15 protein-coding genes are annotated in these 18,086 nt (G+C 44.7%); all 15 read left to right on the forward strand.

Annotated elements, in window-relative coordinates; translation table 11 throughout:
• Nucleotides 1-380: 380 nt before the first annotated feature.
• The 15 genes from uvrB (at nt 381) to E5329_RS13060 (ending at nt 18,000) form a co-directional block, all read left to right on the forward strand.
• Nucleotides 381-2,375, forward strand: coding sequence for an excinuclease ABC subunit UvrB (gene uvrB, locus E5329_RS12990; protein WP_275443241.1), 1,995 nt, complete (start codon nt 381-383; stop codon nt 2,373-2,375).
• Between the two features lie 120 nt (nt 2,376-2,495).
• Nucleotides 2,496-5,333: an excinuclease ABC subunit UvrA gene (gene uvrA, locus E5329_RS12995; protein ID WP_135989951.1), complete on the forward strand. Its 2,838-nt coding sequence runs from the start codon at nt 2,496-2,498 to the stop codon at nt 5,331-5,333.
• 409 nt (nt 5,334-5,742) lie between these two features.
• On the forward strand, nt 5,743-6,735 hold the full coding sequence (gene mreB, locus E5329_RS13000; protein WP_135989952.1) for a rod shape-determining protein: 993 nt from the start codon (nt 5,743-5,745) through the stop codon (nt 6,733-6,735).
• 128 nt (nt 6,736-6,863) lie between these two features.
• Nucleotides 6,864-7,664, forward strand: coding sequence for a flagellar hook-basal body protein (locus E5329_RS13005; RefSeq protein ID WP_135989953.1), 801 nt, complete (start codon nt 6,864-6,866; stop codon nt 7,662-7,664).
• Between the two features lie 18 nt (nt 7,665-7,682).
• Nucleotides 7,683-8,498 (forward strand): flagellar hook-basal body protein, encoded by an 816-nt coding sequence (locus E5329_RS13010; RefSeq protein ID WP_135989954.1) that lies wholly within the window; start codon nt 7,683-7,685, stop codon nt 8,496-8,498.
• Between the two features lie 94 nt (nt 8,499-8,592).
• Entirely contained in the window at nt 8,593-8,952 is a 360-nt protein-coding gene (locus E5329_RS13015) for a rod-binding protein (protein WP_135989955.1), read from the forward strand.
• A gap of 4 nt (nt 8,953-8,956) precedes the next feature.
• Nucleotides 8,957-11,164, forward strand: coding sequence for an SF1B family DNA helicase RecD2 (gene recD2 / locus E5329_RS13020; protein ID WP_135989956.1), 2,208 nt, complete (start codon nt 8,957-8,959; stop codon nt 11,162-11,164).
• A 139-nt stretch (nt 11,165-11,303) separates the two neighbouring features.
• On the forward strand, nt 11,304-12,404 hold the full coding sequence (locus E5329_RS13025) for an ABC transporter substrate-binding protein (RefSeq protein ID WP_135989957.1): 1,101 nt from the start codon (nt 11,304-11,306) through the stop codon (nt 12,402-12,404).
• 1 nt (nt 12,405) lies between these two features.
• Entirely contained in the window at nt 12,406-13,308 is a 903-nt protein-coding gene (locus E5329_RS13030) for an ABC transporter permease (protein ID WP_135989958.1), read from the forward strand.
• A complete protein-coding gene (locus tag E5329_RS13035) occupies nt 13,301-14,095 on the forward strand; it encodes an ABC transporter ATP-binding protein (protein WP_135989959.1) in 795 nt (264 codons plus the stop codon). The genes E5329_RS13030 and E5329_RS13035 overlap by 8 nt, the downstream gene beginning before the upstream one ends.
• A 199-nt stretch (nt 14,096-14,294) precedes the next feature.
• Entirely contained in the window at nt 14,295-14,993 is a 699-nt protein-coding gene (locus E5329_RS13040; RefSeq protein ID WP_135989960.1) for a LytR/AlgR family response regulator transcription factor, read from the forward strand.
• A gap of 308 nt (nt 14,994-15,301) precedes the next feature.
• Nucleotides 15,302-16,009: a ComF family protein gene (locus E5329_RS13045; RefSeq protein WP_135989961.1), complete on the forward strand. Its 708-nt coding sequence runs from the start codon at nt 15,302-15,304 to the stop codon at nt 16,007-16,009.
• A 12-nt stretch (nt 16,010-16,021) separates the two neighbouring features.
• Nucleotides 16,022-16,429 carry a flagellar protein gene (locus E5329_RS13050; RefSeq protein WP_135989962.1) on the forward strand — a complete coding sequence of 136 codons (408 nt, stop codon included), beginning with the start codon at nt 16,022-16,024 and terminating at the stop codon, nt 16,427-16,429.
• A 162-nt stretch (nt 16,430-16,591) separates the two neighbouring features.
• Nucleotides 16,592-17,011 carry a hypothetical protein gene (locus E5329_RS13055; RefSeq protein ID WP_135989963.1) on the forward strand — a complete coding sequence of 140 codons (420 nt, stop codon included), beginning with the start codon at nt 16,592-16,594 and terminating at the stop codon, nt 17,009-17,011.
• On the forward strand, nt 17,008-18,000 hold the full coding sequence (locus E5329_RS13060) for a hypothetical protein (protein WP_135989964.1): 993 nt from the start codon (nt 17,008-17,010) through the stop codon (nt 17,998-18,000). The genes E5329_RS13055 and E5329_RS13060 overlap by 4 nt, the downstream gene beginning before the upstream one ends.
• The last annotated feature ends 86 nt before the right edge of the window (nt 18,001-18,086 follow it).

An 18,086-nucleotide genomic window follows, 5' to 3' on the forward strand; every position in this document is an offset into this window, starting at 1 on the left:
TAATTCCCCCATGAATGGGGGCTAGGGGGCTGAAGTGTCGAAGACACTTTTTTATGCCTTAAAAGAAGGGCAAAGAAATTTCTTAAGACAGACTGAGAGTTTCTATTGCATTTAGAGTGTGTTTCTGCTACAATAAATCAGAACAGATGTTCATGACAAAATTGAGGATAGGGCTTTTCCATGATAAAGAATTATGCTATTCTGTGGTACGTAGTACTCATATAGATTGCTTTGTATTGCGTAGTTAGAAAAATCAGTTTTAGTGACTTTATTCGTGTAATTGGCCTTTTCGCCCGCCGGGAAGTTTCCATTACACGAATTTTCAGAAGAAATTACACGAATTTACGGGCCAATAGGCATGATAGTAAGGAGGTATGTCTGTGGGAACAAAGCAAAAAAAGTTTAAATTAGTGTCAGAATATAAGCCTACCGGAGACCAGCCGGAGGCAATTGAGGCGCTGGTGAAGGGATTCCGGGAGGGCAACCAATGCCAGACTTTACTAGGGGTTACGGGGTCTGGGAAGACTTTTACGATGGCGAATGTGATACAGGAACTGAATAAGCCAACCCTTATCATAGCGCATAATAAAACGCTGGCAGCACAGCTGTATGGAGAATTCCGTGAATATTTCCCAGAGAACGCAGTGGAGTACTTTGTGTCCTACTACGATTACTACCAGCCCGAAGCCTACGTCCCATCCACCGACACTTACATTGCCAAGGATTCTGCCATTAATGAAGAAATTGATAAACTCCGCCTGTCAGCCACAGCGGCATTGGCAGAGCGGGAAGATGTGATCATCATTTCCAGTGTATCCTGCATTTATGGACTGGGAAGTCCGGTGGATTATAAGAATATGATGTTGTCCTTACGGCCAGGTATGGAAAAGGATAGGGATGATGTGATTCGGAAGCTAATTGATATCCAGTACACAAGGAATGATATGGATTTCCACAGAGGAACCTTTCGGGTGCGGGGAGACGTGGTGGAAATCTTTCCCGCCAACTACGGCGAAACGGCAATTCGGGTGGAATTTTTTGGAGATGAAGTAGATCGTATTACGGAAATTGACGTGTTGACTGGGGAAATCAAGAGCCAGCTGGAGCATATGGCAGTATTTCCAGCTTCCCACTATGTAGTTGCCCCAGAGAAGATTCTGCGGGCAGCAGCAGAGATTGAAAAGGAAATGGAAGAACGGGTGAAATATTTTAAGGGAGAGGACAAGCTGTTGGAAGCTCAGCGGATTGCAGAGCGCACTAACTTTGATGTTGAAATGCTGAAGGAAACTGGATTCTGCAGCGGCATTGAGAATTATTCTCGCTATCTTTCCGGGCTGGAGCCGGGGGCGCCGCCCCATACGCTGATGGATTATTTTCCGGATGAATTTTTAATTATTGTGGACGAATCCCATATTACGATTCCTCAGGTGCGTGGGATGTATGCAGGGGATCAGTCCAGGAAAACCACGCTGGTGGATTATGGGTTCCGGCTGCCTTCTGCCAAGGATAACCGCCCTTTGAATTTTGGGGAATTTGAAAGCAAGATAGACCAGATGCTGTTTGTATCTGCCACTCCTAATGTTTATGAGAAAGAGCATGAACTGCTTCGGACAGAACAGATTATCCGTCCCACAGGCTTGCTGGACCCTGAAATTGACGTTCGTCCGGTAGAAGGGCAGATTGATGATTTGATTGGCGAAGTGAATAAGGAAATTTCCAAAAAGAATAAAGTTCTGATTACCACCCTTACCAAGAGAATGGCGGAGGATTTGACGGATTATATGCGTGAAGTCGGTATCCGTGTCAAATATCTCCATTCTGATATAGATACGCTGGAGAGAGCAGAAATTATCCGGGATTTGCGCATGGATGTATTTGATGTGCTGGTGGGAATTAACTTGCTGCGGGAGGGGCTGGACATTCCTGAAATTACTCTTGTGGCAATTTTGGATGCGGACAAGGAAGGCTTCTTAAGGTCAGAGACTTCTCTGATTCAGACCATCGGCCGTGCTGCCAGAAATTCCGAGGGTCATGTGATTATGTATGCAGACAGTATTACAGATTCTATGCGGGTTGCCATTGATGAGACAAATCGGAGAAGGGGCATTCAGCAGAAATACAATGAAGAACATGGAATTACCCCGGAGACCATCCGCAAATCCGTCCGTGATTTAATCAGCATTTCTAAGAAAGTTGCAAAAGAAGAGTATCAGTTCCAGAAAGATCCGGAATCTATGAGTAAGAAGGAATTGGAGAAGCTGATTGGAGAAATCCAGAAGAAAATGCAGGCAGCGGCGGCGGAACTGAATTTCGAGACAGCGGCAGAGCTGCGTGACAAGATGATAGAACTGAAAAAGAACCTGCGTGATATGTAGCAGGCAGGTGTCTGGCAGGTGATTAAAAGTCACTCCAGCCGCCTGACCAGAGGAATTTATAAGTTATTTCTGAACAGTTCTTTGCTACGATTTTTATAAAGGAAAAGGAGTTTATGCAAAATGGCAAAAGCAGAAAAACAGTATATTAAGATAAGAGGGGCCAGTGAACATAATCTGAAAAATCTGGATGTGGATATACCCAGAAATGAATTTGTGGTTCTGACCGGATTAAGCGGTTCCGGAAAATCATCCCTGGCATTTGATACCATTTACGCCGAAGGGCAGCGCAGGTATATGGAATCTCTGTCCTCTTATGCAAGACAATTTTTGGGGCAGATGGAGAAGCCGGATGTGGAGAAGATTGAAGGGCTGTCTCCCGCTATTTCCATTGACCAGAAATCCACCAACCGCAACCCCAGATCTACCGTGGGAACAGTGACGGAAATATATGATTACTTCCGTCTTTTGTATGCCAGAATCGGGATTCCCCACTGTCCTGTTTGCGGAAAAGAAATCAAAAAGCAGTCGGTGGATCAAATGGTGGATCAGATTTTATCCATGAAAGAAGGGACAAGGATTCAGCTTTTGGCGCCGGTAGTCCGGGGGCGGAAAGGGACTCATCAGAAATTGTTTGAGCAGGCTAAGCGCAGCGGTTATGTAAGGGTGCAGGTGGATGGAAATATTTATGACCTGACGGAAGAGATCCCCATGGATAAAAATATCAAGCACAACATAGAAATTGTGGTGGATCGGCTGGTGGTAAAGCCGGGAATAGAAAAGCGCCTGACAGATTCTGTAGAGAATGTGCTGGATCTGGCGGAGGGCCTGATGACCGTGGATGTGATAGGGGGAGAACCGGTGAATTTTTCCCAGAGCTTTTCCTGTCCAGACTGCGGCGTCAGCATTGATGAGATTGAACCCAGAAGTTTTTCTTTCAATAATCCTTTTGGTGCATGTCCCGATTGTTTCGGGTTGGGATATAAGATGGAATTTGATGTGGATTTGATGATACCGGATAAGTCTTTAAGCATTGCAGAAGGGGCAATCCAGGTGACAGGATGGCAGTCCAGTACAGATAAAGGCAGTTTTACCAATGCCATTTTAAAGGCTTTGGCGCAGGAGTATCAGTTTGATTTGAATACTCCTTATGAAGAATTGCCGAAAAAGATTCAGAATATCCTGATTAATGGCACAGGGGGAAAAGAAGTAAAAGTTCATTATAAGGGACAGCGTGGAGAAGGAGTTTACGACGTGGCCTTTGAAGGCCTTGTGCGGAATGTACAGCGTCGTTATCGGGAAACCGGCTCGGATACCATGAAGCAGGAATATGAATCTTTTATGCGGGTAACGCCCTGTAAAACCTGCGGCGGCCAGCGTTTGAAAAAAGAAGCGTTGGCAGTTACCGTATCCGGAAAAAATATCTATGAGGTAACTTCCCTGTCCATTTGGAAGCTGCAGAAGTTTCTTGCAGAAATGGAATTGACCAGGCAGCAGAAGCTGATTGGCGCACAGATTTTGAAAGAAATCTGCGCCAGAGTGGGATTTTTGGTGGATGTAGGCCTGGAATACCTGACCCTGTCTAGGGCCACCGGAACCCTTTCCGGCGGAGAAGCACAGAGAATCCGGCTGGCTACCCAGATAGGCTCCGGGCTGGTGGGCGTGGCCTACATTCTGGATGAACCCAGCATTGGCCTGCACCAGAGAGATAATGACAAGTTATTGAACACCCTGAGGAACCTGAGAAATCTGGGTAATACGCTGATTGTGGTAGAGCATGACGAGGATACCATGTTTGCAGCAGACCATATTGTGGATATCGGACCTGGAGCCGGAGAACATGGTGGACAACTGGTGGCCCAGGGAACCGCCAAAGAGATTATGAAAAGTGAGAATTCCATCACGGGAGCGTATTTAAGCGGCAGAATCAAAATCCCTGTTCCGAAAACGAGAAGAAAGCCTACCGGGTTTTTGAAAATTAAGGGAGCTCAGGAGAATAATCTGCAGAATATTAATGTGGATCTTCCTTTGGGGATAATGACCTGTATTACAGGGGTTTCTGGTTCCGGCAAATCATCCTTAACTAATGAGATTCTCTATAAGCGGCTGGCCAGAGATCTGAATCGGGCCAGGACGATTCCGGGAAAGCACAAATCCATTCAGGGTCTGGAACAGTTAGACAAAGTGATTGATATTGATCAGTCCCCCATCGGGCGGACGCCCCGATCAAATCCTGCAACTTATACCGGAGTGTTTGATCAGATCAGAGATTTATTTGCAGCCACTCCGGATGCAAAGGCGAAAGGATATGCCAAAGGGAGATTCAGCTTTAATGTGAAGGGCGGCCGCTGTGAGGCGTGTTCCGGAGATGGTATCCTGAAAATAGAGATGCACTTTTTGCCAGATGTGTATGTGCCCTGTGAAGTTTGCGGCGGCAAACGGTACAACCGGGAAACTCTGGAAGTGAAATATAAGGGAAAAAGCATTTATGATGTATTGGATATGACGGTGGAAGAGGCATTGGAATTTTTTGAAAATGTTCCCGCCATCCGGCGCAAAATTGAAACCTTGTATGATGTGGGGCTTTCTTACATTAAGCTGGGACAGCCATCCACTACGTTATCCGGCGGGGAAGCTCAGCGAATCAAACTGGCTACGGAACTGAGCAAACGCAGTACAGGGAAAACAATTTACATTTTGGATGAACCTACGACAGGGCTGCATTTTGCCGATGTGCATAAGCTGACGGAGATATTGCAGCGTCTGGCAGAGGGAGGCAACACGGTTGTGGTAATTGAGCACAATCTGGATGTAATAAAGACTGCCGATTATATTATTGATATGGGGCCGGAAGGCGGAGATGGAGGCGGCATGGTGATTGCCCAAGGGACGCCAGAGGAGGTTGCACAGGCAGAAGAATCCTATACCGGGCAATATATCAGAAAGTATTTGGAAAAGTAGGAACATCTGGTAATTTTCACTGTGTGCATAGCTAGTCGCCGAAAGATATAAAAGGAGGCTGCCCGGATGGACAGCCTTAATTTCGGGGAGTACTTCCTGAATTCTAAGAATTCAGGAAGCATGAGTTATGAAAAATTATATTAGCTTGTTAGCTAGTACAGGTATTAGTATATCTATAGAATGTGACAGATATGTGAAAAAAGCGGAAAAAGTTTAGAAAAAGTATAAAAATTTCATAAACTTTGATAAGGAAATCCATGGAAAAGGTTAATAATAGACGTTTTTTTATATTTTAGAAAAAAATGCTTTGAAAATTCGCCATGATTGTATATAATGTATATGTATATGGAAAAATAGAGTTATTATGTTTCATAATATTCAGATAGAGAAATGAAAGGGGAACCAAACGATGGCGACAGATATTGGAATTGACCTGGGAACCGCAAGTATCCTTGTATATATAAAAGGAAAGGGCGTTGTATTAAAAGAACCCTCAGTGGTAGCATTTGATCGAGATACCAACAAGATAAAAGCAATTGGTGAAGAAGCGCGTTTGATGCTGGGAAGGACGCCGGGAAACATTGTTGCAGTACGACCTTTGCGTCAAGGGGTTATTTCTGACTACACAGTGACCGAAAAAATGTTAAAGTACTTTATTCAGAAAGCTCTGGGTAAGAAAAGCTTCCGTAAGCCCAGAATCAGCGTATGCGTACCCAGCGGCGTAACAGAAGTAGAGAAGAAGGCAGTGGAGGACGCTACTTATCAGGCAGGAGCAAGGGAAGTTTCTATTATAGAGGAACCCATTGCGGCGGCAATCGGCGCAGGCGTGGACATATCCAAGCCCTGCGGCAATATGATAGTGGATATTGGAGGAGGAACTGCTGATATTGCAGTGATTTCTTTGGGAGGAACTGTGGTAAGTACTTCCATTAAGATTGCCGGGGATGATTTTGACGAGGCAATTGTCCGATATATGAGGAAGAAGCATAATCTTCTGATTGGTGAGAGAACTGCTGAGGATATTAAGATTAAGATAGGAACCTGTTTCCCGCTGGCCCAGAATGATACCATGGATGTGCGGGGACGTAACCTTGTAACAGGACTTCCTAAGACAGTTTCTGTATCTTCCGAGGAAACAGAAGAAGCATTGAGGGAAGCGACGCTTCAGATTGTGGAAGCCGTACACAGCGTATTGGAGAAGACGCCGCCGGAATTGGCGGCAGACGTGGCAGACCGGGGAATTATCCTGACTGGCGGCGGCGCATTGCTTCGGGGGCTGGAAGAGCTGATTGAGGACAGAACAGGGATCAACACTATGACGGCGGAAGAACCGATGACCTGTGTTGCCATCGGAACCGGTAAATATGTGGAGTTCTTATCCGGCAAGCCTTTGGAGGATTAGGCGGCAGCAGGCTTTCTGAAAGAATACTTCAGGTTGGGGGCAGATGGAATTTCAGGAACAAGACATGAAATAATATAATAATATATAAGGGAAGGCATAAGTGATTTAGCAACAAAGGAGCAGGAAATATGGTAAAAGGATTATATACTGCGTATACAGGGATGTTGAACCAGCAGAATAGGTTGGATGTGCTGACTAACAATCTGGCAAATTCTGCTACGAACGGATTCAAAAAAGAAGGGTCGACTTCGCAGTCCTTCGATGAGACTTTGGCAATTAAGATTAAGGATACCTCTGCTATGAGCATTCCCAGAGGTTTAGGCGATGTAAGCCTGGGGGTTAAGATTGGAGAATGTTATACGGATTACGGGCAGGGATCTTTCCGTGTCACAGACAACGTCTATGATTTTGCACTGGATGGAGATGGCTTTTTTGCGATTTCCTTCACTAATAAAGCTGGTGAGACTTCCGTAAAGTATACCAGGGATGGCGCTTTTACCGTCAACAGAGAAGGATATCTGATGACGAAGGATGGAGACTTCGTACTGAATCAGGCGGCAGCTCAGGCAGGCAATCCGGGGCAGGCCGGATACATACAGATTGATCCCAATGTAGAATTAAAAGTAGATGAGAATGGTAACCTCTATCAGAATAATCAGTTGGTAGGGCAGGTTGGAGTTGTTGATTTTGCAGATTATAATTATCTGGCAAAATATGGTGAAAATATGTATGATCTGGTGGAAGGCGGTCAGGTGCAGGCGTCTGACGCGCAGGTAATACAGGGAACCCTGGAGATGTCCAATGTGAATGTAGTTTCTGAAATGGTGGAAATGATTACTATTTCCAGAGCATACGAGACAAATCAGAAGATTATCCAGTCCATAGATGAAACACTTGAAAAGGCTGTAAATAACATCGGCAAAGCATAGGAAGGAGCGGAATAAGTTATGATGAGATCTTTGTGGTCGGCAGCATCCGGCATGATTTCCCAACAGACGGCTGTGGACACCATTGCCCATAACCTGTCCAACGTAAACACAACAGGATATAAAACTGAGAAAACAGAATTTAAATCCCTTTTATATCAAACATTACAGACAAGAACCACCACTGCAAACGGAGAGAACAAACCCATCTCTGCACAGGTAGGACTGGGTACCAGGGTTGCTTCCATAACCTCTAATTTTACCCAGGGTTCTATGCTTTCCAGTGAGAGCTTTACTTCTATGGCGATTGCCGGGGACGGATTCTTTTCCGTAAGAGGAGCTGACGGAAATACATACTATACCAGGAACGGGGATTTTAAATTGAGCGTGGGAAACAATGGCGATCTGACATTGGTGACAGCGGACGGGTATCCTGTGCTTGATTCCGAGGGAAATCCCATTACCATGCCAGGGGATGTAAGCAGCAGTAAGATACAGGTGTCAACGGAAGGTGCATTTGGATATCTGGACGGCAACGGGAATTTTGTCAATGTGGCAAACATCGGATTGTACCAGTTCAGCAACCCGGCAGGTCTTGAGAAATTGTCCAACAGCCTTCTGGCAGTGACGGATGCTTCTGGAGAGGCATTGAATGAAGCCAATACTGCTAATCTGATCCGAAGTGAAGTGCGTCAGAAATATGTGGAAGGCTCCAACGTACAGGTTGCAGATGAGATGGTTAATCTGATTGTGGCTCAAAGAGCCTATGAGATGAATTCCAAGGCGATTCAGGCCGCGGACGATATGCTGGGCCAGGCAAACCAATTGAAGCGGTAAAAGCTGTAATCCAGTGATTCAGGTAGAGCAATGGAAATGCTGATCCTGCCGTGAGGCGGCAAATCAGCGGAAACGATAAGAAAGAAGGATGGCTATGAGTCTTGATTTAAATTCAATTAGCTCAAATTATAGTAATTATAATACGGATACTGCATCCACTTCTACAAGTAAATTGGAAGAAACATTGAAATCCGATTTATCAACCGCCACAGACGATGAACTGATGGAGGTGTGCAAGGATTTTGAATCATATTTTATTGAGCAGATGTTTAAAGCAATGCAGAGAATGGTTCCGGAATCAGAGGACAACGTTTCAGCCTCTACGAAGCAGCTTCAGGATTATTACAAAGAACAGATGAACCAGTCTTTTGCAGAACAGGCTTCGGAAAGCGGCGGACTGGGCATAGCCCAGATCCTTTATGAGCAGATGAAACGTAATTACGGTATGGAGTAACGCTGTGGAAACGTTGACAGGGTATGTGGAGCATATCGTTTTTCAGAATACAGAGAATGGTTATACAGTGCTGAATCTGTCCTGTGAAGGAGAAGAGGTTACGTGTGTGGGAATTTTTCAGGGAGTCAGTGAAGGAGAATCTCTGGAGGTGACGGGAGAATATACCACGCATCCATCTTATGGACAGCAGCTTAAGATGAATTCCTTTCAGGTGAAGCCGCCGGAGGATGTGGATTCCATTGAACGCTATCTGGGTTCCGGCGCCGTGAAGGGAATCGGCGCTGCGCTGGCGGCAAGAATTGTCCGGAAATTTAAAGAGGACACATTTCGGATTATAGAAGAAGAACCAGAGCGGCTGGCGGAAGTGAAAGGAATCAGCCAGCGGAAAGCAATGGAGATTGCAGAGCAGGTGGAGGGAAAGCGGGAACTGCGGCAGGCTATGATTTTCCTGCAGCAGTATGGCGTTTCCCAGACGTTGGCGGCAAAAATTTATAAAACATACGGGCAGGAGCTGTACGGGGTTTTAAAGGAAAATCCTTACCAGCTGGCAGATGACATTCAAGGTGTGGGTTTTCGAATTGCGGATGAGATTGCATCCAGAATTGGAATCCACACCGATTCTGATTTCCGCATTCGAAGCGGAATTTTGTATACTTTAATGCAGTCTGCACAAGAGGGACATACCTGTCTCCCGAAGGAGCTTCTGACCCAAAGGGCGGAAGAATTGCTGGGAGTGGAGCCGGAACATATAGAAAAGCATTATATGAACCTTGCTATTGATAAAAAACTGGTGATTAAGGAGGCTGGGAACTGTCAGTATATCTATGCATCTGCTTATTATTACATGGAGGCAAATGCAGCAGCCATGCTGAAACAGCTTGATCTTTCCTATGATGTGCCCGAAATTGAAATACGGGAACGGATTCGCAGAATTGAGCAGGATACTGGTATGGCGTTGGATGAACTTCAGGCAGAGGCAGTGAAAGAAGCGGTTACCAATGGTCTTATGGTGATTACCGGAGGCCCGGGAACCGGAAAGACCACTACGATCAATACCATTATCCGATATTTTGAACTGGAAGGAATGGATATCTTTCTGGCGGCGCCAACCGGCCGGGCAGCCAAGCGGATGAGTGAAACCACAGGATTTGAAGCCCGCACCATTCATCGAATGCTGGAATTAAACGGCGGAATGGAAGGAAATGCAGGATTTGAGCGGAATGAACAGAATCCGCTGGAGACAGATGTGATTATTATTGATGAGATGTCTATGGTGGACATTTCTTTAATGTATGCGCTGTTAAAGGCAGTGGCGGCAGGCACAAGGCTGATTTTGGTGGGGGATGTGAATCAGCTTCCAAGCGTAGGCCCGGGAAGCGTTTTGAAGGATATGATTGAATCCGGTCAATTTCATGTGGTGCGGCTGAATAAGATTTTTCGTCAGGCGGCACAGAGTGACATTATTGTAAACGCCCATAAAATAAACCGCGGGGAGGAAGTGATTCTGGATAACAAGAGCATGGACTTCTTTTTCCTGAAGCGGTTTGACGCAAATGTGATTATCAGCGTGGTGATTCAGTTGATTCAGCAGAAACTTCCGAAATTTGTAGACGCAGAGCCTTTTGAAATCCAGGTACTGACGCCTATGCGTAAAGGGCTTTTAGGAGTGGAACGGCTGAATGAGATTTTACAGCAGTACCTAAATCCGCCGGAAAGCGGCAAAGAGGAAAGAGAGCACGGCGGCGTTACCTTCCGTGAAGGCGATAAAGTGATGCAGATTAAGAATAATTACCAGTTGGAATGGGAGATACGCAGCAAATACGGACTGGCAATTGACAAGGGGACAGGAATTTTTAATGGCGATACAGGCATTATCCGCAGCATCAGCGCTTATCAGGAAATTGTTACCGTGGAATTTGATGAAGGAAGGATGGTAGAATATTCCTTTAAGCAGTTGGATGAGCTGGAGCTTGCCTATGCCATTACCATACATAAAGCTCAGGGCAGTGAATATCCAGCTGTTGTGATTCCTCTGCTGACAGGGCCCAGAATGCTGATGAACCGCAATCTTTTGTACACTGCAGTGACGCGGGCGAAGAAATGTGTCACAATTGTGGGAAATGACCTGACTTTTCAGGAAATGATAGCAAATGTCAGTGAACAGAAACGCTATACCGGCTTAAGAGACAGGCTGGAATGGAAAGAAGCATAAGAGCATCACAGGACATGACAGAATGATTTGCAATATGAAAAGGCGGGAACGAAAAACAGTTCTTGCCTTTTTTTTGATTCAATGTTATACTGTAGGGTATCAACGCATTTATGCGCTAAAGTACAGGGAGGAAAGATTCATGAAAAGAAAAATAATGGCACTTGTATTATCCATGGCAATGACAGCTTCCGTTCTGGCAGGCTGCGGCACCGTAGGCGGCGATTCCGCCAAGAAGTCGGAGAGCCAGGAAGCTGCAGACAACACACAGGAAGAAGATAACACAGAGAAAGAAGATGCAGAGTCAGAGGATAACTCGGAGGAAAAAGAAGATGCAGCCGGAACCGAAAGTGCAGATGGCAAAGTATACAAGATTGGTATTTGCCAGCAGTTGGAGCATCAGGCGTTAGATGCTGCGACAGAAGGGTTCAAGGCAGCGCTGGTGGAAAAACTGGGGGAAGGAAATGTGGAATTTGATTATCAGAATGCCCAGGGAGAACAGCCCAACTGCGCAACCATCGCAACAAAATTTGTAAACGACAATGTGGATTTGATTATGGCAAACGCTACCACGGCCCTTCAGGCATGTGCGGCAGCCACAGCAGACATTCCTGTTGTTGGGACGTCCGTTACGGATTTTGTGGAAGCAGGCGTGGTAGACAGCAATGACGCTCCGGGAAGAAATGTGACAGGAACCTCTGATCTGGCTCCGATTGACCAGCAGATTGAACTCTTGGTAAAGCTTATTCCAGAGGCGGATAAGGTAGGAATTATGTATTGTTCCGCAGAAGCCAATTCTGTGTTCCAGGCAGAAAAAGCCGAAGAGGCGCTGGATGCTAAGGGAATTTCCCATGAGAGATATACGGTGGCAGATTCCAACGATATTCAGCAGGTGATTACCAAGGCAGTAGGGGAATGTGATGTGATTTATATTCCCACAGATAACACGATTGCAAACAATATGGAAGGCGTGAAAAATGTTGCAGTTCCGGCGGGAATTCCAATAATCTGCGGCGAAGAAAATATGTGTGCCGGAGGCGGACTTGCAACCTTAAGTATTTCTTACTATAACATTGGCTATAATGCAGGAATTATGGCGTATGAAATCCTGACAGAAGGTAAAAATCCTGCAGAAATGCCCATTCAGTATGCAGATGAGGTAGTGGAAAAATACAATGCGGAAGTGGCAGAAGCCCTTAAGATGGAAATGCCTTCCGACATGGCAGTAATCGGAGAAGAATAAAATGGAAGCACTGTTAAATGCACTCCCAGGCTCTGTGGCACAGGGGTTGATTTGGGGAATTCTTGCAATTGGCGTATATATCACTTATAAAGTATTGGATTATGCAGATCTGACGGTAGACGGCAGTCTTGCCACCGGCGGGGCGGTAGCGATTATGTGCATTGTGGGAGGAATGAATCCTTATCTGGCAATGGCAATGGCGTTCGGCGCCGGAATGCTGGCGGGACTTGCCACTGGTTTGTTTCATACCATATTCGGCATTCCCCCCATTCTGTCCGGGATTTTGACACAGTTAGGGCTTTATTCCGTAAATATGCGGATTCTTGGGAAATCCAATCAGGCAGTCAGCGTAGATCAGTTTGAACTCTTGGTAAGCCTTCGTTACATTCAGGAGGCGTGCATTACCGCAGGAATCTGCTGTCTGGCTATTACAATGATTCTGTATTGGTTTTTCGGTACAGAGCTTGGCGCGGCAGTCAGGGCCACAGGCTGTAACCAGAATATGGCCCGGGCCCAGGGGATCAACACCAGCACTCAGAAAGTACTGGGACTGGTAATTTCCAACGGTCTGGCGGGCATTTCCGGTGCGCTGTATGCCCAGTATCAGGGAAGCGCAGACGTCAATATGGGCCGTGGAGCAATCGTAATCGGCCTGGCAGCAGTGATTATCGGAGAGGTCGTATTTGGGAAGATTTTTCACAATTTTGCTCTCCGTATGCTGGCGGCAGTCCTGGGGGCTATCGCTTATTATATTGTGATTGCCATTGTGCTGCAGCTTGGCTTGTCCACCAATGATCTGAAACTGTTTTCCGCTTTGATCGTGGCGCTGTTCCTTGCAATTCCTCATTTAAAGAGCAAATATTTTGCTCAGACAGGCAGGAAGGGAGGAAAGGCAGATGCTTAAAGTTGAAAAAGTATATAAAACCTTCAACCCGGGAACTATCAATGAGAAAAGAGCTTTAAACGGCATTGATCTAATCTTAAATGAAGGGGATTTTGTTACAGTGATCGGAGGAAACGGCGCAGGGAAATCCACAATTCTGAATATGATTGCCGGAGTATATCCGGTGGATCAGGGGAAAATCCTTATCGATGACATAGATGTAACAAATCTTCCAGAGCACAAGCGGGCAAAATATCTGGGCAGGGTATTCCAGGACCCTATGACAGGCACAGCGGCCGACATGAACATTGAAGAAAATCTGGCCATTGCCGCCCGCAGGGGCAGGAAACGTTTTCTTGGATGGGGCATTACCGGGAAAGAAAGAGAGGTTTACCAGGAGCAGTTAAAAGCGTTGGAGCTTGGACTGGAAACCAGAATGTCATCCAAAGTTGGACTTTTGTCCGGCGGACAGAGACAGGCCTTAACCTTATTGATGGCGTCTCTGGAAAAACCAAAGTTGCTGCTGTTAGATGAACATACAGCGGCCCTGGATCCCAAAACAGCTAAAAAAGTCTTGGATTTGACAGAGGAAATTGTAAATAAAGATCATTTGACCACATTGATGATTACCCACAACATGAAAGACGCCATCCGTCTGGGCAACCGCCTGATTATGATGCATGAGGGGCAGATTATCTATGATGTGTCAGGAGAGGAAAAGAAAGGGCTGAAGGTACCGGATCTGCTGGCGAAGTTTGAAGAAGCCAGCGGAGGAGAATTTTCCAATGATCGCATGATGCTTTCTTAATAAGTGAAAAGAATAGGAAAAAGGGCTGTCGGGAAATGACTGTCTTGCACAATATATCGTACGAATTTTTTGAGTTCAAACTATATTTTGTGAATAAAGTTTATTTCCCGACAGGCTTTTTTTTCTTTGATAGACAGAATTTTCAACATAGAATATAATGGAAGCAGGTGATATCATATAGGGGAAACGGAGGATAAATATGCTGAAAATTGGTATCTGTGATGACAAGAAAATGATTGTAAAGGCATTAAAAGAAATTCTGGAGGAATGTATGGAGGAAGAAGGAATCCAGGGAAAAATCACAGAATTTTATTCCGGTCAGGAACTGCTTACAGGTTATTCTGGCGAAGAAGCGGTTTTTTTAGATATAGATATGCCTGGAATGGATGGAATTGAGACAGGACGGAACATTCGAAAGAGAGGATACGACTGTAAAATCATTATGGCAACCGGCGTGGAAGCACGGTTTAAAGAAGCATTTCAGATTGAAGCCTTACGTTTCATTTCCAAGCCTTTTCAAAAAAGAGAAATAAAAGAGGCTTTGGAGGCGGTTCTGAAAACCAGAATCGGAACAGAGGGAATTGAATTATACAGTGGCAGAAGCCTTTATTTTTTTCCTCAGAAAAAAATTCAGTATATTATAGCGGTAAACAGCGCCGCTGAATTTATGCTGGAAGAAGGGGTGTTCCGTAAAGAAACTTCTCTGGCAGAACTGGAGAATGTTCTGGATCGCAGGCTGTTTTACCGTGTCAGCAAACAATGTATTGTAAATATGGAAAAAATTATAGCCTATAAAAGCGGAAAGATCTTATTGAGGGACTGTGAAATAAAAGTCTCTGTTCGGAAAAAGAAGGAGTTTGAGAAGGCATATATGGAGTATCGTATAAATTATAGATAATGGGGGAAAGAGGATGTTTTTGAGGAGTATATTAGATCTCATATTAAAGCTGTATTATGAGAAAATTACATAATGCGGTTTTTTTAATTTTAAAAGCAGCGCTCACTCCGGCGGTTAAATGCCAACGAAATTTATGCAAATAAAAAGTCTATATTTAACTGCCGAAGTAAGAAATATTTTCCGGAAAAATAATACATTTTAGGAATTCTTAAGAAAAAATTTATGGAAACCAGCCAGGAAGTGTGATAGTATAAGACCTGCTGAGAGAATTTTTTCGCACATAAAAATTGAAAATAGAAAAAGAAAGTTTGTTACATCTGTTATTTCCACCAAGATGCCCTTTTTGTGACGGGATATTGTTTTATTCTGTGTTCCTTCCTTCCGAGCCGGTATGCAGTGAATGCCTGGGCAGGCAGGAGTATGCCAGAGAGCCGGTGTGTCAAAAATGCGGCAAGCCCCTGGAGAACGAACGGGAAGAATATTGCTATGACTGCAGCCGTAAGCAGTGTGAGTATGTTCAGGGAAAAGCCCTATGGGTCTATAAGGGCGCAGTGAGGAATTCTCTGTACCGGTTTAAATATCATAACCGCCGGGAATATGCAGGGTATTACAGTAAGGAACTGGTACGTGTATACGGCGGCTGGATCAGCCGCTGCAAGATTCAGGCAATTATTCCGATTCCCCTTTCCAGCAGAAGGCAGAGACAGCGAGGCTTTAATCAGGCAGAGCTGGTTGCAAGGCAAGTGGGAAAAGAGTTGGGAATTCCTGTCTTCTGTAATTTGCTGCTTCGGGTCAGAGATACCAGGGCTCAGAAAGAATTAAATGACGAAGAACGAAAAAATAATCTGAAAAAGGCTTTTAAAACCAGAACAAATAAGGTACAATTAGACCATATCTTACTCATAGATGATATTTATACGACCGGAAGTACGATGAACGAGGCGGCAAAGGAGTTAAAGCGGGCCGGGGCAGAAAAGGTTTACTGCCTGAGCATCAGCATCGGCAGAGGATATTAGGAGGAAAAGGATATGGAAGTAAGGAATTGTAAAGGCTGTGGAAGACTTTTTAATTATCTGCAGGGACCACATTTGTGTCCGGGATGTATGGCGGAGCTGGAAGATAAGTTTCAGCAGGTAAAAGAATTTTTAAGAGAAAACCCAAAAGCGCCGCTGAATGTAATCGCTGAGACAAATGAAGTTTCCGTGAAACAGATTAAGCAGTGGGTCAGAGAAGAACGTCTCACTTTCACGGAGGAATCCCAGATTACCCTGGAATGCGAAGCGTGCGGAGGAAAGGTATTAACTGGAAGATTCTGTGATAAATGCAGGGCAAATCTTCAAAATGAGTTTTCTGGCGCCATTAAGCGTCCCACTGGAAGCGTTGCTACTAAGAAAAATACAAGCACGAAAGACAGAATGAGATTTTTGGATAATTAAAACGGCGGGCAGAATATGCTGTTCCCGGGCAGGAAGCATCAGAAAGTATCTTTGCTCAGGGCAGGTATTCTGCCTTGTTATTAATGGTGGGAAAGACTTTCCTTGACGGTAAATGTGTGCTATAATAAGGCTGATTAATTTCGGAAAATGGACGGTGCACATATGTTAAATGAAGAAAGAATCCGCCTTATGACGAAAATGGCTTCTTATGAGGCGGGCGAGGGCAAAGAGTATATGCCCATCAGACAGTTTTACCGGAAGGATTATGTAAGCTATGAGATGATTAAGACATTTATTACTTCCACAATATCTTTTGGTATTTTGTTTTTATGCTGGATTGTATACAAAATGGATGAAATGACAGACTTTCTGAAAGGCAGGGATTTGCCGGAATTGGGAATTTCCATTCTGATAAAATATGCTGTATTTATCTGTGCCTATCAGGTGATCGCCTATATAGTGTATACCAGACGTTATAAAAAGGCTACCGCCAGCATGAGAAAATATTATGCTGCCTTGAAGAAAGTAGAGAGGCTTCAGGAGAAGGAAGAAAGATTACAGCCTTTGGAGGATTGGAAATGACAGGTTTGTTGGAGTTTAGGGAGAGACTGCGAACTTTTTATGGGAAGTATGAACTGTATGTAACGGCAGGGATCAAATTTATTCTTGGCTTGGTGGTTTTTTCCATTATTAATGGTAACATTGGCTATATGGAACGGATGAATCAGCCAGCGGTGGCGCTGCTTCTGTCCCTGGTGTGTGCATTTTTTCCAATTAATGCCATGGCAGTTCTGGCCTGCGGTCTGATATTGCTGCATTTATTCGCGGTATCATTGGAAGCGTGCGCGATTGGGCTGTGCCTGTTTCTGCTGCTGCTGTTTTTGTATGGAAAGTTTGCGCCAAAGAACGGTTACAGTACAATTTTAACCTCGGTGCTCTGTTTTTTTCAGGTGCCTCAGGTAATGCCTGTGGCTGTAGGAATGTTACGGGGACCTTCTGCATATCTTTCTGTATTGTGTGGGACTGTGACTTACTACTATATCAGGGGGGTGAAGGATAATCTGGTGAATTTCACTTCCACAGAAGAGACAGAGGGCCTTGCCAAATTTACGGCAGCCTTGAAGATATTTACCGGAAATAAAGAAATGTACCTGACGTTGGCAGCGTTTCTGGTTACGTCCCTGGTGGTATATTTGATCCGCCGGCAGGCCATCAGCCATGCCTGGAGAGCTGCCATGATTGTGGGAAACGTATTGGAGCTTATTATTCTTCTGTTAGGATATATTCTGCTGGATTTGACGGAAAAGATTCTGTGGGCTTCAGTGGGGATTCTGATTTCCATGGGAGTTTGCCTGGTTTTGGAATTCTTTCTCTATAATCTGGATTATTCCAGAGTAGAACGGGTACAATTTGAAGATGATGAGTATTACTATTTTGTGAAAGCAGTTCCGAAAGTGTTTGTTGCAAAAAAGGAGAAAAGGGTCAAGCGGATTACCCCGAAGAAACGGACGACCGTAGGACGCAGAGAACTTGCAGAGGAACTGGATATTGATCAGGATTTGCTGGAGTAAGAGCCAGAGAAATGAAATAAAATAGCTGATTGTAATAAGAATATTAATAAAAAGTAGATGAAGAAAATATGACAGAATATTTGAAG

The sequence above is a fragment of the Petralouisia muris genome, assembly GCF_004793545.1.
Classification (GTDB): domain Bacteria; phylum Bacillota; class Clostridia; order Lachnospirales; family Lachnospiraceae; genus Petralouisia; species Petralouisia muris.

Coding starts and splice junctions, on each gene's coding strand:
- uvrA (WP_135989951.1), top strand. CDS start 2,496: ATGGCAAAAGCAGAAAAACAGTATATTAAGATAAGAGGGGCCAGTGAA.
- mreB (WP_135989952.1), top strand. CDS start 5,743: ATGGCGACAGATATTGGAATTGACCTGGGAACCGCAAGTATCCTTGTA.
- E5329_RS13005 (WP_135989953.1), top strand. CDS start 6,864: ATGGTAAAAGGATTATATACTGCGTATACAGGGATGTTGAACCAGCAG.
- E5329_RS13010 (WP_135989954.1), top strand. CDS start 7,683: ATGATGAGATCTTTGTGGTCGGCAGCATCCGGCATGATTTCCCAACAG.
- E5329_RS13015 (WP_135989955.1), top strand. CDS start 8,593: ATGAGTCTTGATTTAAATTCAATTAGCTCAAATTATAGTAATTATAAT.
- E5329_RS13025 (WP_135989957.1), top strand. CDS start 11,304: ATGAAAAGAAAAATAATGGCACTTGTATTATCCATGGCAATGACAGCT.
- E5329_RS13030 (WP_135989958.1), top strand. CDS start 12,406: ATGGAAGCACTGTTAAATGCACTCCCAGGCTCTGTGGCACAGGGGTTG.
- E5329_RS13035 (WP_135989959.1), top strand. CDS start 13,301: ATGCTTAAAGTTGAAAAAGTATATAAAACCTTCAACCCGGGAACTATC.
- E5329_RS13040 (WP_135989960.1), top strand. CDS start 14,295: ATGCTGAAAATTGGTATCTGTGATGACAAGAAAATGATTGTAAAGGCA.
- E5329_RS13050 (WP_135989962.1), top strand. CDS start 16,022: ATGGAAGTAAGGAATTGTAAAGGCTGTGGAAGACTTTTTAATTATCTG.
- E5329_RS13055 (WP_135989963.1), top strand. CDS start 16,592: ATGTTAAATGAAGAAAGAATCCGCCTTATGACGAAAATGGCTTCTTAT.
- E5329_RS13060 (WP_135989964.1), top strand. CDS start 17,008: ATGACAGGTTTGTTGGAGTTTAGGGAGAGACTGCGAACTTTTTATGGG.